At 49.2% G+C, this 18,199-nt stretch carries 14 protein-coding genes; 6 read left to right on the top strand and 8 right to left on the bottom strand.

What is annotated here, in order from left to right:
• Positions 1–155: 155 nt before the first annotated feature.
• The 5 genes from ACQY33_RS04985 to ACQY33_RS04965 form a co-directional block, all read right to left on the bottom strand.
• A complete protein-coding gene (locus tag ACQY33_RS04985) occupies positions 156–1,472 on the bottom strand; it encodes a peptide MFS transporter (protein ID WP_428074545.1) in 1,317 nt (438 codons plus the stop codon).
• Positions 1,473–1,545: 73 nt separating this feature from the next.
• Positions 1,546–1,851 (bottom strand): zinc-ribbon domain-containing protein, encoded by a 306-nt coding sequence (locus ACQY33_RS04980; RefSeq protein WP_428074543.1) that lies wholly within the window; start codon positions 1,849–1,851, stop codon positions 1,546–1,548.
• The gene (locus tag ACQY33_RS04975) at positions 1,851–3,293 is read right to left on the bottom strand and encodes a RelA/SpoT family protein (RefSeq protein WP_428074541.1); all 1,443 of its coding nucleotides are present in this window, start codon (positions 3,291–3,293) and stop codon (positions 1,851–1,853) included. The genes ACQY33_RS04980 and ACQY33_RS04975 overlap by 1 nt, the downstream gene beginning before the upstream one ends.
• A 1-nt stretch (position 3,294) precedes the next feature.
• Positions 3,295–4,446 (bottom strand): lipid-A-disaccharide synthase, encoded by a 1,152-nt coding sequence (gene lpxB / locus ACQY33_RS04970; RefSeq protein WP_428074539.1) that lies wholly within the window; start codon positions 4,444–4,446, stop codon positions 3,295–3,297.
• A gap of 2 nt (positions 4,447–4,448) precedes the next feature.
• Positions 4,449–5,516 carry a Gfo/Idh/MocA family oxidoreductase gene (locus ACQY33_RS04965; RefSeq protein WP_428074537.1) on the bottom strand — a complete coding sequence of 356 codons (1,068 nt, stop codon included), beginning with the start codon at positions 5,514–5,516 and terminating at the stop codon, positions 4,449–4,451.
• A gap of 111 nt (positions 5,517–5,627) precedes the next feature.
• Between ACQY33_RS04965 and ACQY33_RS04960 the strand changes: the two genes are divergently transcribed.
• Genes ACQY33_RS04960 through ACQY33_RS04950 form a run of 3 tightly spaced genes read left to right on the top strand, consistent with a single transcriptional unit; the run spans position 5,628 to position 7,900 of the window.
• Positions 5,628–6,077 (top strand): nucleoside-diphosphate kinase, encoded by a 450-nt coding sequence (locus ACQY33_RS04960; protein ID WP_158093801.1) that lies wholly within the window; start codon positions 5,628–5,630, stop codon positions 6,075–6,077.
• A 1-nt stretch (position 6,078) separates the two neighbouring features.
• Positions 6,079–6,945 (top strand): alpha/beta hydrolase, encoded by an 867-nt coding sequence (locus ACQY33_RS04955; protein ID WP_428074535.1) that lies wholly within the window; start codon positions 6,079–6,081, stop codon positions 6,943–6,945.
• Between the two features lie 10 nt (positions 6,946–6,955).
• Positions 6,956–7,900 (top strand): glycoside hydrolase family 3 N-terminal domain-containing protein, encoded by a 945-nt coding sequence (locus ACQY33_RS04950; RefSeq protein WP_428074533.1) that lies wholly within the window; start codon positions 6,956–6,958, stop codon positions 7,898–7,900.
• Positions 7,901–7,961: 61 nt separating this feature from the next.
• On the opposite strand, the gene ACQY33_RS04945 is transcribed toward ACQY33_RS04950, so the two are convergent.
• On the bottom strand, positions 7,962–8,285 hold the full coding sequence (locus ACQY33_RS04945; RefSeq protein WP_428074531.1) for a YtxH domain-containing protein: 324 nt from the start codon (positions 8,283–8,285) through the stop codon (positions 7,962–7,964).
• A gap of 139 nt (positions 8,286–8,424) precedes the next feature.
• On the opposite strand from ACQY33_RS04945, the gene gltA reads away from it, so the two are divergent.
• The gene (gene gltA, locus ACQY33_RS04940) at positions 8,425–9,816 is read left to right on the top strand and encodes an NADPH-dependent glutamate synthase (protein ID WP_428074529.1); all 1,392 of its coding nucleotides are present in this window, start codon (positions 8,425–8,427) and stop codon (positions 9,814–9,816) included.
• Position 9,817: 1 nt separating this feature from the next.
• A complete protein-coding gene (locus ACQY33_RS04935) occupies positions 9,818–10,672 on the top strand; it encodes a sulfide/dihydroorotate dehydrogenase-like FAD/NAD-binding protein (RefSeq protein WP_428074527.1) in 855 nt (284 codons plus the stop codon).
• A 176-nt stretch (positions 10,673–10,848) separates the two neighbouring features.
• On the opposite strand, the gene ACQY33_RS04930 is transcribed toward ACQY33_RS04935, so the two are convergent.
• Together ACQY33_RS04930 and ACQY33_RS04925 are read right to left on the bottom strand one after the other, a co-directional pair.
• Entirely contained in the window at positions 10,849–14,034 is a 3,186-nt protein-coding gene (locus ACQY33_RS04930; protein ID WP_428074525.1) for a hypothetical protein, read from the bottom strand.
• Between the two features lie 145 nt (positions 14,035–14,179).
• Complete coding sequence (locus tag ACQY33_RS04925) at positions 14,180–15,505, bottom strand: PhoH family protein (RefSeq protein ID WP_428074523.1); 1,326 nt, start codon at positions 15,503–15,505, stop codon at positions 14,180–14,182.
• A gap of 132 nt (positions 15,506–15,637) precedes the next feature.
• Between ACQY33_RS04925 and ACQY33_RS04920 the strand changes: the two genes are divergently transcribed.
• Positions 15,638–18,007, top strand: coding sequence for a DUF3536 domain-containing protein (locus ACQY33_RS04920; protein WP_428074521.1), 2,370 nt, complete (start codon positions 15,638–15,640; stop codon positions 18,005–18,007).
• Positions 18,008–18,199: the final 192 nt, after the last annotated feature.

Here is an 18,199-nt window from a genome sequence, read left to right as displayed (position 1 = left end):
TGCTTCCGTTTGACACGAACCCGTTAGATGTCAGGGGGCGCAAATGACAGGTAGTGGAAACTACTTAAAGTAGTAGCTAGTAGAGTGAGGGCTATGCCCGTATTGTGAAAAACCCCCGGCTACGCCGGGGGATATTTTTTTTAACAACAGATTTTTTATTGGATGCCGTTCATCCACTGGATGATTTTCTTGCGCAGCAGCATCAAAATACCGCCGCCGATTAACGGCATGACCACTAACCAGCCAAAGAATTGGACATTGCTGATGTGCCCAAAGTAGCCGGAATAGAAACCAGCCGTAAAGTTGGCGGCCGCGTTGGCTAAGAACCAAGTACCCATAAGCAAAGAGGCAAAGCGCAAAGGCGCCAATTTGGTTACTAAGGACAGGCCCACCGGGGACAAGCACAGTTCGCCCATAGTGTGGAACATATAGGCAAACGTAAGCCAGAAAATACCCACTTTAACACCGGTGGTTTGAATGACGTAAGACGCCGCCACCAAGATTAAAAAGCCAAACGCCAAGGACATAAAAGCCCACGTAAATTTAGCAGGGGTGGAAGGTTCCAGCCCTTTTTTGGCCAGTTTAATCCATAATTTGGAAAACAACGGCGCAAACAAAATGATGAACATCGGGTTTACGCTTTGGAACCAAGAAGTAGGCATTTCCCAGCCGAATATATGGCGGTCGGTGAACTTTTCGGCAAAGATGGTTAAAGAAGCGCCCGCTTGTTCAAAAGCGGACCAGAAGAAAATGCTGAAAAACGCCATAATGAAAATCACGGCGATGCGCTGTTTTTCTTCCAGGGTTAATGGATTATTGGGATGGGCCAATTTTTCTTCTTTGCTCAGCTTTTTGGGTTTTTTGCCCTGGCCTTGCAAGAATTTGTTTTTGCCCCACACAAACACAGCCAACCCTAATACCATACCCACGCCGGCAGCCGCAAAGCCCCAGTGGAAACCCACTTTTTCGGCCAAAGTACCGGCCACAAAGTTGCAGATAAAGGCGCCTAAGTTAATACCCATGTAGAAAATGGTAAAACCGGCGTCGCGGCGGGGGTCATTCTTTTCATACAATTCCCCTACCAGGGTGGAGATGTTAGGTTTAAACAGACCGTTACCCAATACAATTAAGGTAATGCCCATGTACAGGAACATCAAAGACGGGTGGGCCGCAATGGAAAATTGGCCTAATGCAATCAGAATACCGCCGCAGATGATGGCCCGGCGCTGGCCCCAAAAACGGTCGGCAATATAACCGCCGATAAGAGGGCTCAAGTAAATCAAGCTGGTCACGGCGCCGTAAAAACGGCTGGCGTGGCTTTCGGAAAATTCCAGTACTTTAATGAGGTAAAGCACCAAAATGCCGCGCATAGCATAATAGCTGAAGCGTTCCCACATTTCCGCAAAGAAACAGAGGTACAAGCCTGCGGGCTGTTTTTCCAGCTTTACAGTGTTAGCAACTTCTGAACTCATTCTATTTCTCCTTATTTTTAATCAAAAGGGTACTCTTTATTTTACAAAATATATATATAGCCAGCGGTTTTTTTTAATAAGGCAGGGATAAGGTGGTACTTAACATTTGCTGCGTGAGGGTAAAAATTTGCCAGCAAACGTAACCCAAATAAACGGTGAACAGAGAAATCACCACGCAATAAACGGTTTTTGCCGTGGTGCTTAAAATTTTAGACAAATACACGGGTATCAGCGCGAAAGGCCCCAAGACCAGCGTAAGCAAGATAATGCCGGAGTGGGAATACCAAAAGCCCGTTCCGGGTTTGAGGGATTTGCCGCACCGGCGACAAAAATTATCCCGCTCATCAATTTCTTGAGAACATTTAGGACAAAACAACATTAAATATCCACCCCCTTGCTGCGCAGGTAACGTTTGATGTGGCTGCGCGCCCCGGCGGTGCGGGCAAATTCCAGCCAGTCGCGTTTGGGCTCGCTGTTTTTGCGGGTGATAATTTCGCACACGTCACCGGTTTTAAATACATAGTCCATGCGTACCATGCGTTTGTTTACCATGGCTCCTACATAATGGTCGCCAATATCGGTATGAATAGAGTAGGCAAAATCAATGGGGGTGGCCCCTTCCGGCAGGGATTTAACGTCCGCCCGCGGCGTAAACACAAAAATTTGCTGCAGGTTGACATCCGTTTTAAACCCTTCCAGAAATTCGCGCGGGGCGGTTAAATCCCGCTGCCATTCCACCCATTGGCGTATCCAGTTTATTTTTTCGTCAAAGTTTTTATCGTGTTTTACGTTTCCCATTTTGTAGCGCCAATGCGCGGCGATACCATACTCACACGTGCGGTGCATGTCCTCGGTGCGGATTTGCAATTCCACAATGTCTCCCGTGGGGCCCAGCACCGTGGTGTGTATGCTTTGGTACATATTGGCTTTGGGGGTGGCGATATAATCGGTAAAAGTGCCGGCAATGGGCTTAAAGCGGGAATGTACTATCCCCAGCGCTTTGTAACAGTCCTGCACGGTTTTGGTGATAATGCGTACCCCCAGGGAGTCTTGTATTTCCTGAAAGGAACACTGGTGCTTTTGCATTTTGCGGTAAATGGAATAATAATTCTTTGCGCGGGAAAGGAGGCGGTAGTCCAGCTGTTCTTCTTTCAGGGCGGGCTCCAGTTGCTGCTTAAACGCGTCCAGCGCGGCTTGGCGGTCCGCCGTGCGGGCTTCCACCTGTTGTTTTAAATTATTGTATTCCAAGGGGTGCAGGTATTTAAAAGAAAGGTCTTCCAAATCCGTTTTAATGGTAAACATACCCAGGCGCTGGGCTAGCGGGGCGTAAAGGGTTAGGGTTTCGTAGGCTTTAAATTTTTGCTTGTCCGGGGGCATAACGTCCATCGTGCGCATATTATGGGTGCGGTCCGCCAGTTTGATTAGAATCACGCGCACGTCTTCCGCCACGGCAATCAGCATTTTGCGCCAGTTTTCCACGGTTTCTTCGTCCGTAGAAGAAAATTTTAAATCGCTTATTTTGGTAACGCCTTGCACCATGTGGGCTACTTCTTTATTAAATTCCCGTTTTAAATCTTCCAGTTTTACGTCCGTATCTTCCACCGTGTCGTGCAAAAGGCCGGCGCAGATGGTGTCTTCGTCCATTTTAAAATCCAGCAAAATGTCCGCCACATGGTAACAATGGGTAAAGTAAGGCTCGCCGCTTTCTCTTTTTTGGTGTTCGTGCGCTTTTTCGGCAAAGTGATACGCTTTGGCGATTAAATCGCCAGAGCTGTTTGGATTGTATTCTTTAAATTTGTCTAAAAGCGCTTGCAGTTCCATATTATTTTTTTAAATCTTCCAAAATATCCGCAGCAGCGCGCTGGGCTACGCCCTTTTCCCCTAAGGAAGCGCGCAGTTCCAGCAGTTTCTGATGCATTTGCTCCAAACTTTTGGGGTTTTGAAACATGGAGGTTGTTTCAGCCGCCAAAGCGGTGGCGGTAGCGTCTTGCTGGATAAACTCTTTAACCAACGGTTTTTGCTCAGCCAGTAAATTTACTAAAGAAATGTAATTTACTTTAATGACCATTTTGGCTATTTTATACGTCGGCCAAGAAAGTTTATAAGCCACCAGCATCGGCACGCCTAAAAGGGCGCTTTCCAACGTGGCCGTGCCGGAGCAGCAAAGCAAATAGTCCATTTGCGCGCGCTGGGCATAGTGCTCGTCGCGCACGATATGAAAATGCGGGTGCGGTTTTTCACCCAGTAAATCCAAAAATACTTTATCGGGCAGGGAAGGCAGCGCAAACAGATAAGCCTGCGTGTTGGGGAAAGATTTTAACACTTTTTTAAACGCCTGATAAAAAACCGGGGTTAAGCGGGTTATTTCCCCCATACGGCTGCCGGGCAGCATGCCCAGTTTCCAAGGGTGGTTTTTAGGGTCCTGGATGGCGTAGGTTTTAGCGGCAGCGTCCGGCATGATGTCTAACAGCGGGTTGCCCAAAAAAACGGCCTTGCCGCCAAATTTCTGGTGGAAGGCCGGTTCAAACGGGTAAATTACAAACATTTTGCGGGTTAGCGCAGCCAAGCGTTTGGCCCGGTATTGGCGGCTGGCCCATACCTGCGGGGTAACATAATAATAGGCCGGTATATTGCGGTGGGCCGCCAAACCCAATACTTGGTGGTTAAAGCCGTAAAAATCTACCACAACGAGGGCGATGGGGTTTTGGGTTTCCATGTACTCGCGTATCATGGAGAGCAGTTTTACCCACATGGGCATTTTTTTAAGCGGTTCCACAAAACCGCTGGCTCCCTTGGAGGCTAGGTCAAACAGAAATTCGTCGGCCTCTTTTTCCATCAGTTTCCCGCCAATGGCGGTTATTTTCAAATCCGGGTCTTGTGTTTTTAAGGCTTTGATTAAATTGGCGGCGTGCAAATCGCCGGATACGTCCCCGGCTACAATTAACATGTTTTTAGTGATGGGGGTAATCGTCATAATTAATCTTCCCTTTTCATGTTGCCCAGGGTTTCGTCCAGCATAATTTGGGCGGCGCGGGCCACGTTGCTTGCCATTTGAAACGGTTTAGGCGTATGCAAATGGGTGGTTTTGGGGATATCAAAACGTTGGATTTGTTCCGTAATTTTCAAAGCCAGCTCTAAGGCTTGGGAGCCTTTTTCCCCGCTGGGCGCCGGCGTGCGGTTGGTGCGTATGCAGTTAATAAAATGCAGCTGTTCAGCGGTGATGGGCATTTGTTTTTCCACTTTGGGGTATTGTACGCTTACGTCCTGCATGCTTTCTATGACCGGTTTTTCTTTTTTATACACTTTTACGCGGGCGTTCATAAAATCCACGGATACATAGGCGTCTTTCTGAAACAAATGCATGTAGCGCGCGCGTTCAAAACTGGCGCGGCTGGCGGTAATGTCCGCCACGGCCCCGTTGGCAAAACGGAAGCGCACGTTGGCGATGTCTTCATGGGCGGAGAATACGCTCAGCCCCGTGGCGTCTATGGAGGTGACTTCGCTGGGGACTAATGTAAGCAGCAGGTCAATATCGTGAATCATTAAATCCAGCACCACGCTGATGTTGGACATGCGCGGGTCATACGGCCCTAAGCGGTTGATGGTGATAAAGCGGGGGTCCTGAATAAATTTATTGGCTTCCACTACGGCGGGGTTAAAGCGTTCCACATGCCCTACCTGAAGCACCAATTCTTTGCGCTTGGCCAGGCGGATTAAATCCCGCGCTTCTTCCATGGTAACGGCAATGGGTTTTTCCACCAGGGTATGGATGCCGTTTTCCAAACAATACATGCCCAGTTTGTGGTGCAGCTGCGTGGGGGCGGCAATGATGACCGCGTCAATCTGCGGGATTAATTCTTCCGGTTTGGAATAGGGGGTGCAGTTATATTCCCACGCTAATTTTTGCGCGCGCATTAAATCCGGGTCGCACACGCCCACCAAAGAGACGCCGGCTTTTTTCAGCCCGGCTAAGGTGCGTGTGTGAAACGTGCCTATTTTCCCGGCGCCCAATACGCCGAAACGGATTATTTTTTCTTCTGCCATAGAAACCTCGCTTAGTTATCTTCTATTATACCAATAATCCGCCGCAAAAGGCGCAACTGCCGGACGTTGACTTAAGCTTTTATATTGGTATAATGTTTAAATATGAGATATATGGAACGCACACTAGTACTTATTAAACCTGATGCTATTGAAAAACGCATCAGCGGTCTTATTTTGGACCGCTTGGATCACCTCGGCCTGCAAATGACCGGGGCAAAAGTGGTTTCTTTAACGGAAGAACTGGCCCGGGCCCATTATAAAAACCTGGAAGGCAAACCCTTTTTAGAAGAAGTCATTCAATACATGATGGGCGAATTTAACAACGTGCCCAACCATAAAATTTACGCTTTCGTTTTCCAAGGGGAAAACGCCATTGCCAAAGTGCGCCAGGAAATCGGCAGCACCAACCCGGAAAAAGCCGCCCCATGGACCATCCGCGGCAGTTTTGGACGCTTTATAGGCGATGTTATGCAAAACTGCGTGCACGCCTCCGGCTCTCCGGAAGATGCCGAAAAAGAAATTGCGCTTTGGTTTAAACCCGAAGAGGTTTTGGACAGATAGCATGAAAGTGTGGACTTTTTTACTGGCGGGGGCCTTGGCGGTAATGGGGTCCCTGCCGTTATCTGCCGCTGATATGGAGGGGCAAGCCGTCACGTTGGAAACGTCGGACGGGTGGTCCCTCTCCGGCGTGTATCAAACTCCCACCGAAGAACACCGCACGGTAATTTTGCTGCATGATTTGGGAAAAGACAAAACCGCTTTTACCAAATTTGCCGCTTCTTTGGCCAGTGCGGGGTATGGCTATTTGGCTTTTGATTTCCGCGGCCACGGCCAAAGCATTAACCAAGGGGAGTACGCTTCTTTCGCGCGCGAAGGGCTGGATAATGAGTTTAACAAAATGCCCCGCGATGTGGAAGCCGCCGTTTCTTTTTTGCAAAAGAAAGGGATTTCCTTGGACAATATGGTTTTGCTGGGTGCCGGTTTAGGGGCTAATGTGGCGGCCAAAAGCGTTACGCTCACGCCGGACATCGGTTCTTTGGCGTTAATCACGCCCACCACTAATACGCGCGATGTGCTTACAATTCCCGCCATGCGTCTTTATAAAGGCAATGTGCTTATTGCCGTTGGGGCGGAAGATAAAAAAACATTTTTGGAAGCCAGCGTAATACGCAATGTGGCGTATTTGACGGCGGAAAATAACGGCAGAGAAGGTTCTATCGTATTTTTAACGGCGTATAATTTGATGTCCCATGAAATGCTGGATAAATATTTAATCCCTTCTTTGCTGCAATGGCTGGAAGTTCCTGCCCGCCCGGAAATTAAACCGGATTTGGTAGTAGTGGAGGCGGAGCCGCAGACGCAGACGGACCTGCTGCTGATTGGCCCTTCCTCTACGGAAGAAGCGCTGGTGCCTTCGGTGCTGGAATAACGGAGAAAATATGAAAGTAGCCCGCATTGTTTTCCCGGGGTTTTGGTTTGGTGAGAGTGATTTATCCACCGCCAAACAGCTGGCCCGTATGGGCGTGGGCGGTTTTTGTGTATACGGCGGCACGGCCCAGCAAACCCTTGCTTTTACCCAAAAAATGCGGGAAGCTTCTCCTTACAATCATTTGCTTATTTGCGCGGATATTAACGAAGACTTGACGGAAGTGGTGCCGGATGCCCCGGCGTTGCCGTCTAATATTTCGTTGGGAAAGTGCGCTTCGGCCGAAGGGGCTTATAAAAAGGGCAATGTGCTTGCCTTGCAGGCGCGCAGTTTGGGGATAGACTGGCTTTTTGCCCCGGTGGTGGATTTGGGGTACTCCTCCCCCGCTTTCTGTGAGGTTCCCTCTTGCGTCACTCGTTTGGCGGGTGATTTTGTAGCCGGCCTCTCCAACGGAGGCGCGTTAAACTGCATTAAATATTTCCCCGGGGTAAGCGGCGTACTGAAAACGTTGGCCCAAATGGAAGACGCCGAGTTTATGCCCTATAAAAGCCTCTTCCGCCGGGCGGACGCTATTATGCCTTCTGATATGACTTTCCCTAATATTGACGGGGAAAACCAAGCCATGCTGTCAGACAAAATTTTGCGCGGTTTGTTGAAAAAACGTTTAAATTACAAAGGCTGTATTTTAAGCTTCCCGCTATGGAAAGCGTACGTACGCTATGAAGCGGCAGCCGCGTTAAAAATGCTGCACTGCGGGGTGGAAAATATTTTGGCGCCGGCGGATCCTTTTTCCGTGATAGAAGCGATAGAAAGAGAAGTAAACAAAGGCTTTTTGGTGGACGAAATTATCCATTCCATTTCCAATCATGAAATGGCCATAAGCAAGGTATTTGCGCAGCCCGCCGTCAGCGTGCAGGAAGCGTTTGCCCTGGCAAAAGATTTTTGCAATAAAAAGTAAGTTTGCGCGCCTAAATAAAAACCCCGCCTGCTTATAGGCGGGGTTTTGTGTTGAAAGGGAATTAGTCTTTTTTGAATTTTTCGGCCAATTCTTCTTTGCGTTTGTTGAACTCTTTGGTCAGCTTTTCCTTTACGTCTTTGGCCTCTTCGGTAATTTTTTCTCTTACTTCATTGGCGTGTTTGGTAAGCTTTTCCTTTAGTTCGGCGGCCGTATCGGAAATTTTTTCTTTTTGTTCTTCATATTCCGCGTCAGCCCAGTTTCTCAGTTTGCGGCGGGTGGTTTCACCTTTTGCGGGGGCAAACATAACCCCTAAAGCGGCTCCTACCACAGCCCCTAACAAGAAAGAAGCCAAATTCGCTCCTGCACAATCACATCTGTCGCTCATAACCCCTCCTTTTTACAGCTAGATTTGTATAATATATATTGTACAACAATTGGGTTTGATTTCAATTGTCGGCACTGTTAGTATAATACAAGTCTGCCCATTTAAACAGGGTGTTTTTATATTAGTTGAGAGGTGAGCTATGCCCAATCCGTCTGCGCCGCGCCAAGCCGGCCAAAACCAAGCGCCTGAAGTAAGAAAAAACAATTTTGACGAAGTAACCAAAACATTTACCAAAGAGGAAGCCTTAGCGGAAGCCGAACGCTGCCTGCATTGCCAAAATGCCCGTTGCCAGGCCAACTGCCCGGTGGGGGTGCAAATACCGGCTTTTATCGCTTTATTAAAAGAAGGAAAAGTGGGTGAAGCCGCCAGCAAAATTATGGAAACCAGCCTGCTGCCCGCCATTTGCGGGCGTGTTTGCCCGCAGGAAAAGCACTGCGAAGGAAACTGCGTATTAAAAGCGAAATTCGGCTCTGTGAATATCGGCATGTTGGAGCGTTACGTGGCTGACACGGCCCGCAAAGAAGGCTTGTTAAAAGCTCCGCAAACGGCCGCCCCTACCGGCAAGAAAGTGGTGTGCATTGGTTCGGGGCCGTCCTCCATTGCGTGCGCTGCGGAGTTAAAACGTTTAGGGCATGACGTAACGGTGCTGGAGGCGCTGCATGCTTATGGCGGCGTGCTTCGCTATGGGATACCGTCTTTTCGTTTGCCGCGCGAAGTCATCAACCACGAAATTGAAACCGTTCAAGCCATGGGTGTAAAATTTAAGACAGACGTGCTGGCCGGAGTAACCATTCCGGTAGAGCAGTTGCGCAAAGAATATGATGCCGTTTACATCGGCAGCGGGGCTGGGCTTCCCACCATGACCGGCGTTCCCGGGGAAAACGGCGTAGGTGTATACAGCGCCAATGAATTTTTAACCCGTATTAATTTAATGCAGGCTTATAAATTTCCGCAGACGGATACCCCCATTACCGTGGGCAAACACGTGGTGGTGTTGGGGGCCGGCAACAGCGCGATGGATGCCGCCCGCTGCGCCATGCGCTTAGGGCCGCAGAGCGTAACCATCGCTTACCGCCGCAGCGCGGCGGAAATGCCCGCCCGCGCGGCCGAAGTGGAGCACGCGCAGGAAGAGGGGGTAAAATTTGAATTCTTGGTAACCCCCAAGGAAATTTTACAAGATGACAAAGGCCATGTAACCGGCGTGCGCTTTACCCGAAACCAATTGGGTGAGCCGGATGAAAAGGGCCGCCGCCGGCCGGTGGAGATACCGGGTTCTGATTTTGTGATGGAAGTGGAAACGGTAATAGTGGCCATTGGTCAAAAGCCTAACCCCATTTTGCCCAAACACACCCCCGGTTTGAAAACGACGGACCGCGGCGTTTTGGAGTTGGATGAAAACGGTTCCACTTCTTTACCCGGCGTGTATGCGGGGGGAGACATTATCCGCGGCGGGGCTACCGTGCTTTTAGCTATGAAAGACGGTCTGGAAGCCGCCCGCCGTATAGACAGCTATTTGAAAGGGGAGAAATAATATGCAAGAAAATACCATTTTAGTAAAAGAAGATTTAAGCGATGTGGTTTCTAAATTTGTTATTTATAAACCTTTAATAGCTAAAACCGCTCAGGCCGGGCAATTTGTTATTTTGCGCGGCTGCGAGGGGGGGGAACGCATTCCCGTTACGTTGGTGGATTGGGATGCCCAAGCCGGCACCATTACCGTAATTATCCAGGCTATCGGCAAATCCACGGTTATGTTTAATTCCTTAAAACAAGGGGACCAGTTTGCCAACGTGGCCGGCCCGTTAGGCACCCCGGTGGAAATAAAAAATTACGGCACCGTGGCGGTGGTGGGCGGCGGCGTGGGTATCGCGGAAGTGTATCCCATCGCCCGCGCGTTTAAACAAGCCGGAAACAGGGTGGTTTCTGTATTAGGCGCGCGCACCAAAAGCCTGCTTATTTTGGAAGAAGAAATGCGTGCCGTGTCTGATGTTACCGTCTGCGCGACGGACGACGGTTCCCACGGCCAAAAAGGCATGGTGACGGACGCTTTAAAAAGCATTGTGGAAGGGGGAGAAAAAATCCAAGCCGGGTTTATTATCGGCCCTATCCCGATGATGAAGTTCACCTCTTTGCTTATGGATAAGCTGGGCATTGAGCCCCACGCCAGTTTAAACCCCATTATGCTGGACGGCACCGGCATGTGCGGCTGCTGCCGCGTAACGGTGGACGGAAAAGTGCGTTTCGCGTGTGTGGACGGGCCGATGTTCCCTTCCCGCACCATTGATTTTGACGAACTGATCCGCCGTACGAGCGAATATAAACCCATGGAGGCCGCCAGCTTGCAGCAATATGAAAAAGACCATGTCTGCAAATGCGGCTTGCATTAATAAACAGTTCTTTATAAACAAAAACCCCGGGCTGCCCCGGGGTTTTTTATGGGCAAATTTTGATTAGCGCGGCAATGGGAACCGTGTACAAAATATAAAATGGGAAATGTGCATATCGTATCGCCTGTAATTAAGAGCGAAATAAAACCCCCGGTTAGCTTTAACCGGGGGCGGAATTAAAAGAAGTCTTCTTCGGACGGATAATCCGATGAAGAATAATCATCTAGGTAATAGTCTTGCATCTCAAACGGATTGACTCCCACGGCTAATGACTGGGAAACCACTTGCCATTGCTGGGAAATTCCTCCCGTTTGCTGCTGCGAATATTTATCATTCATTTGCTGGAAATTAATATCCAGTTTGTTTTTCAGCTGGATGTTGTCCGGGTTGTTTTGTACTTGTTTCCATAAATCTACAAAAGAGAGAACATCCTTTTCAAAGGCTTCTTGCAATTTTTGCGTCTTTTGGCGGTATTCTTTTAAGTAGGGGTTATCTTCCAGCTGGGCCGTCATTTCTTCGCTGTTTGCGGAGGAGGAAGAACGGATGGTTTTGTCCCACGCCCAGCTAATTCCTTTTCCAACCGCCACAAAGGGAAGAACGATGACCGCTCCGGCCGCTTGGTCGTAATTTATAATCGCATTACCCACATTATGGAAATATTGCCCCACTTCTGCATACCACGGGGCGCCGGCGGGAGCGCTTTGGTATTTTCCGTCCAGCGCCTCAGAAATCGGCTGGACAGCCACATCCGCCGCGGCGAACTCTCCCGTCCATTTGGAAATATTCCATAAATATCGGAAGCCGCCTTCTCCCACCGTGCTGGCGGTTGCCGTTAATACTCCGCCGGGGTTGGATACTGTTTTCAGTAAATCCAGTCTGATGTTTCCAGTTAATGGGATACCCGCCCCGTTTGTTACCACCCAGGGAGATTTTGCCAGGTCTACCCAAATGGGCTCATTGACTAAAGACATTTTTCCCTGGGCATCTTTATACCACACTTTTTTCATGCCAAAACCGGATTTAAAATTGGCGGCGGATACTTCTTCCAGCCCGGTTCTAAACAAGTTTTCCGTGGCAATGGCTTCTTTATACGCCGCGGGGGATACCCCTTCAGGCAGCTTGGTTACATATTTTTCCGCCAATTCCGTAACGCTGTTTAACGTGCCTTTTTCCGCCCCTAATTTGGCGGGTATATTGGGGGATACCGCTTGGCGGGAAATCACTTCCCCTTCTATGTTGGTTACTTGTTCTTTTCCACCGGGCAGGCGTTGGGTAATGCGATACCCTAACGTTTGGCCTTTGGGATTGGTTTCGCGCAAAGCGTCCACCACAAAGGTATTGTCTTTCTCTTTTATTTTCATGCCCATTTTTTGTTTTAAAGAGTTAATCCGTTGGGTAAAGGCGGAGGGTTTGGCGGCGGGCATTTGACCGATGCGTTCCACCTTTACACCCATTTGGGATAATTCCCGCGCGGCCTTTTGGGCGCGTTTGGCTTGTTTAAGCGTGCCGGTAAAATAGGCTATGCGCTGCCCCACCGGCATTTTGCGCGCCTGGTTGGCTGCCCGCGCCACACTGGCGGTGTAAGAGGCTCCTTTTCCGATTAATCTCAACGCCCCGCCAAACGCCACCCAGGTAAGGATGAAGTTCATGGTATCCGCGGCCATTTCTTGGGCTTGAACGGATTGGTTGCGGGTTTGTACATCGCGCACATAGCATTGTTGAGCTGCCACGGCTTTTCCGTCTTTATTGGCCGGCAAGATATAACCTTGCGGGTCTCTGCGTACGCGGCGGTAGGCTATGGCCAATTGGTCCGCCATTTCCTGCATTTGCTCGGAATTTAAACCATAGACGCTTTGGGTGGCATGGTCCAAACGGCAGTAAATCTTTTTAATGCGGTCCGCCACTTGGTTTGCCGTTTGCGTGCTGATGGCCGGGCCTCCGGCGGCTCCTTTATCGTATCCTTGTCCGCGGGTCCACTTGGGGGAAGATTCCTGATACAGGGCGGTCAGCAGGTTCATAGCTAATACCTGTACGGGGGCGGAACCGTGGTTGGCATAATTAATTAAAGTATCCACTAAGAGTTTTTTCTCTTTAGGGTCCATGGCCGTCTCCCGGCTGGAAATTTTGGGCAGGTATAAAAGAGATAAATTATCAAAAGCGCTTTTTAAGAACGGGAAATTGTATTGATCTAAACGGTATTGTTGTTTGCTTCCGTTTAAATTGGTGTTTTCTGCATCAATGTAATCCACCAGGCGTTTAAACCCGCTGACTCCGTCATAAGTAATTAAGGTCAGGGCGACATAATCGGCGTTTAATACGCGTTCGTTATTAATTCCCATGACGCGTTCTCTTAACGTGCGGGCATAATCTAAACTGTGAAGAAGGCGGTCTTTCTGCTTTTGGTAGAAAGATTCAGGCATCGGATCCGGCGTAAAGAAAGTATACTCTTGCCGGGGCCACATGGCCTGTTCTTCTTCTTGCAGCTGGGGACGCATTTCTTGTGTTTTTGCCGTGCGGTACAGGGCGTATATATCCGCCAAAAGCAAATTCAAAAGGCCGCGCATTTCTACGCTTTGGGAAGACTCTGTTTGCGCCGGAGCAATTTTTTGCACCAAAAAATGCCCGGGGGTGGCGGCCCGGTTGGCCTGGGGGGAGGCATATGCTTTATCTAACCGGCCGACGGCGGCGGTTTGTATTTGAGGGACAAAACCTAACAGCAAATAGATCAGGGAAGGGTCCTGGCTGTTCATCACTTCTTGAAAAGTGGAGTGAAGCGCCATGGCTCCGAAAGCCGCTATCTCGGCAGAAGGAGCAGACAGCAAGGAAATATAATCCTCTACTTGCAATTCCCCGTTTTCAAATAATACGGTTAAATTTTTCAGCGCGGCTTTGGCGGATTCCCCGGCGGATCTTTTTAAGTGTAATCCGGGTACGTATTCGTTTAAACCAATTTGCATGTTATCTTGCGGCAATTCATTTTGGGTCAGCCAGTCTAACAAAGCGTCTTTAGGCGCATTGGCTAAGAATTGGCGAACATTGGCGTTTTGAGTGGAAATCCCGCGTTTAATGGCGCGTGCGTCTTTTTGGGCGTTGTAATTGATGGGTCTTCCCAATAAATCTTCTGTGGGTTCTTGAGGTTTATAATTGGACAGCACCGCATAAGGCGCCCAAGGGGTATCCACGACTATTTCTTCTTTCGGGGGCATAATAGGGGAGGGGACGTCCCCTTGATACGGGTCGTCAAAATATAATTCGCTGGCATATTCATCTTCCGCGTAGCCTTGCGCAAACAGAGCCGGCTGCGGCAATAAGATATTACAGGAAAAAACCGCTATTAACACCTGGCAAATAACACGTTTCATATGATAAATTCCCTTTTATGTTTCGTCCTCTTACTATATTATAGAAAAAAAGCTGGTTTTTCCCAGGGGTCCAAAGACCTAAAATACATAGGACAAAGGGCCCACTTTACAGTGGGCCCCGGTGAGTAAATAAGAAACGGCGTTTTTACAGCAGTTTGGAGGCCAAATCCGCCAAGCGGCTGCGTTCCGTTTTGGTAAATGTGATGTGGCCGTGGCTTTTTTGCCCTTTTAAGCGGTCCACCAAATAGGTTAATCCGTTGGATTCCACGTCCAAATACGGCGTGTCTATTTGGTACGGATCCCCGGTTACCACTACTTTGGTGCCTTCGCCCGCGCGGGTAAGAATAGTTTTCATTTCATGCGGGGTTAAGTTTTGGGCGTCGTCCACAATCATATACTGGCCGGGTAAAGAACGCCCGCGCATATGGGTGACGGAGGCTATTTCTATTTTCCCGCTGTCTAAGAGATAATGGGCTTTTTCTTCGCCTTCGTCCGGGTTTTTGCGGTCCGCCAAGAAAGCCAGGTTGTCATAAATAGCTCCCATCCACGCTTCCAGTTTTTCTTCTTTGGTGCCGGGCAGGAAGCCCAAATCTTTCCCTACGGGGACAATAGAGCGGCAAACCACCAGCCGGCGGTAGGCGTTTTCATCCATGGTGCGCTGCAGGCCGGTAGCCAAGGTAATCAACGTTTTACCGGTCCCGGCCGTGCCTACCAAGGTAACGATATCCAGGCTGTCATCTAACAGCAGTTCCATGGCAAAGCGCTGTTCTTTGTTTAAAGGTTTAATGCCCCAGGCGGTGGGTTCCGGCTGGGAGAGCGGGCGAATGCAGGTGTCCCCATTGTTGGATACGCGCCCCATGGCGGATTTTTTGCTTCCGTCATTGGCTTTTAGAATAATAAATTCATTGGGGAAATAGAGCTTTGGGTCCACCGGCAGTTTTTTGTCCCGGTAAAAAGCGTCTATCTGGTCGGGGGATACTTCCATTTCCGCCATGCCGGTGTAAAGTTCGTCCAGGTTTACTTTGTCTGTGGTGTAATCCTGGGCGGACAGACCCAGCGCTTCCGCCTTTAGGCGCATATTAATGTCTTTGGTAACCAAAATAACCGGGTTATTGTTTTTCTTATAACTGCCTTCTTTTTTAGACAGCGTATAAGCAATATTTAAGATAGAGTTGTCCGCTTTGTTGAAAGCCAAAAACGGGGGGAGGATGTTAGGCTTATCCAGCTCAATTTTTAAAATGCCGCCGCCTTTTAACGTAACCCCTTCGTTTAAGTGGCCTAGGCTGCGCATCTCGTCCAACGCGCGCGACACCATGCGCGCATTTTTTCCGCGTGTATCCCCTTCGCTTTTAAAGCTGTCCAGTTCCTCAATTACGGCCATGGGGATGATAATATCGTTATCTTCAAACGCATGCAGACAGTTTACATCGTGCAAAAGAACGTTGGTATCCAAAATAAATGTTTTTTTCATAAGCGCACCTCGGCGGAACGGAAGATAGAAGTCTTCCCTTTTAGTATACTTCTCCGTTTGGCCTTTATCAAGGGCCGCCACGGCGGGCAGGAAGCTTGTGCATATTTTACCATTAATTGCTATAACATATATATGAAATACCTTTGCATACATGGACACTTTTACCAACCCCCGCGCGAAAACGCTTGGCTGGATGAAATAGAAATCCAAGAAAGCGCCGCGCCGTATCATGATTGGAACAGCCGCATCTGTGCGGAATGCTATTCCCCCAACGCTTTAGCGCGCGTATTAAACGATAAACAACAATTAACCGATTTGATTAATAATTACGCCCATATCAGTTTTAACTTTGGGCCAACCTTGCTGTCTTGGATGGAAAAGAAAGAGCCGGAAGTTTACCGCGCCATTTTGGAAGCCGATAAACTAAGCCAGCAGAATTTTTCCGGTCATGGCGGGGCTATTGCCCAAGCGTATAACCATGTAATTTTACCCCTGGCCAACCAGCGGGATAAATATACCCAAGTGCGCTGGGGAATAGCGGATTTTAAAAAGCGTTTTGGCCGTATGCCCGAAGCGCTTTGGCTGGCCGAGACCGCCTGCAATACCGATACGCTGGAAATATTGGCTGAATGCGGCATGAAGTTTGTTGTTTTGGCTCCGGGCCAGTGCGCCAAAGTGCGTAAAATAGGCGAAGAAAAATGGCAGGACGTTTCCGGCGCCAAGGTGGACCCTAAACGCGCTTACCAATGCAATTTGCCCAGCGGCCGGCGCATCGCTTTGTTTTTCTACGACGGGCCTATATCCCAAGGTATTGCTTTTTCCGATACGCTTAAAAGCGGTGAAACCTTTGCTTCCCGTTTATTAAGCACGTATAATTCCAGCTCTCAGGCGCAGCTGATGCACATCGCCACGGACGGAGAAACCTACGGACACCATCAAAAATTTGCCGATATGGCGCTTGCCTACTGTTTAAAATACGTGGAAGACAAAACAGACGTGCAAATTACGGTATACGGGGAGTTCTTGGCCAAAAATCCGCCGGAGTATGAAGCCCAGATTTTTGAAAATTCTTCCTGGAGCTGTTTCCACGGGGTGGAGCGCTGGCGCGCGGACTGCGGCTGTAATTCCGGCATGCATGGCGGCTGGCACCAAAAATGGCGCAAACCGCTGCGCGACGCGCTGGATTGGCTGCGCGATGAAATGATTAAAACTTATGAAACCGTCGGCCGCCAGTATTTTAAAGACCCATGGGCCGCGCGGGATGAATACATTGATTTGATTTTGGACCGCAGTTTGGACGCCCAACACCAGTTCTTTCTCAAACACGCTACGGAAAAAGCCTGGAATGACCGCTCCGGCGCGCTGCGCCTGTTGGAAATGCAGCGTTTTGCCATGTTAATGTATACCAGCTGCGGTTGGTTTTTTGACGAGGTGAGCGGCATTGAAACGGTGCAGATTATGCAATACGCCGCCCGCGCGGCTGAGCTTAACAAGCAGATGAGCGGAGTGGATTTGGAGCCGGAACTCATCAAACGTTTGGAGGCTGCCCCCAGCAATATACGCGATTTAAAAAACGGGGCGGTGGTATACCAGCGTTTTGTGCTTCCCCAAAAAATGCCGTTGGAAAAAATCGCCGCCCAGCATGCCGTGGCCGTACTGACGGACCCTACGGTCAACCCCGCCAAAGCGTATGATTGCGAAGTAAAAAATTTTACGCCCACTTCGCTCAGCGCCCCCGCCAACCATTTGTATTATGGGGAGCTGACGCTTTATTCCCTCATCACGCTGGAGGAGCGGCATTTTGTTTTTGTGGCGCTTCAGCAAGGGGCTACCTCTTTTTTAAGCGCGGCGATGGACGCGCCCGCAGATAAAGACGCTTTGTTTAACGCGCTTAAAACCGCTTTTGACAAAGGCCGTTATGATGAATGCGCCGCGCTCATCCGCCAGCGGTTTAAAGAAGTGTACCCGCTGTTGTCTTTATTCAAAGACGTGCAAAGAAAAGTAATAGACAATGTCATGAACAAAGTGTACGAAGATACCGACCGCCAATTTACCCAAATCTTTGAGGAGCAATACCCCGTGGTGCGCGGTTTGCAGTATATCGGCACGCCGCTGCCCAAGCCGTTTTTAACGGTGGCGGATTTTGTGCTTACCAGTGACTTGAAGGCGGAGTTCCGCGCTAAAGACGTGGATATTAACGCCGTGGAAGAACTGATGGAAGACGTGAAAACCCTAGGTTTGGATGTCAACGGCGAGGATTTGCGCCGCGTGGTAAGCGACAAGCTGACCTTTTTGGCGTTTTCCTTCGCGCGCAACCCGGCCGACAGCGCCGCCGCCATGAAAGTGGTGGAGTTTTTAAACTATATGGAAATATTCGGTTTCACCCCGGATATGACCAAAGCGCAGGAATTTGTTTTTCTGGCTTTAAAAAGTTTAGGCAAGGAAAAAATGAGCAAAGACGTGCTGAAAGCTCTGGCCCGTAAACTGCAAATAGCCATGTAATTTAACAACAAAAAGCCGTGTTTTAAACGGGCGGGGCGGGCGGCCCCGCCTTTTTTGTATGTTGTGAAAACCCCCAGCTAGGCTGGGGGTTCGGTAAAGGTTTCACCGGTAAGGAAGATAAAAAAACTCCTTTTGTATAATAAATTGCCTGTGTCCGCAGGCAATTTAACAAAAGGAGGTCATTGCTATGAC

Source organism: Candidatus Avelusimicrobium aviculae (assembly GCF_949292495.1).
Classification (GTDB): domain Bacteria; phylum Elusimicrobiota; class Elusimicrobia; order Elusimicrobiales; family Elusimicrobiaceae; genus Avelusimicrobium; species Avelusimicrobium aviculae.
Note: the sequence above shows the minus strand (reverse complement) of the source record. Positions and strands in the feature narration are given on the sequence as shown.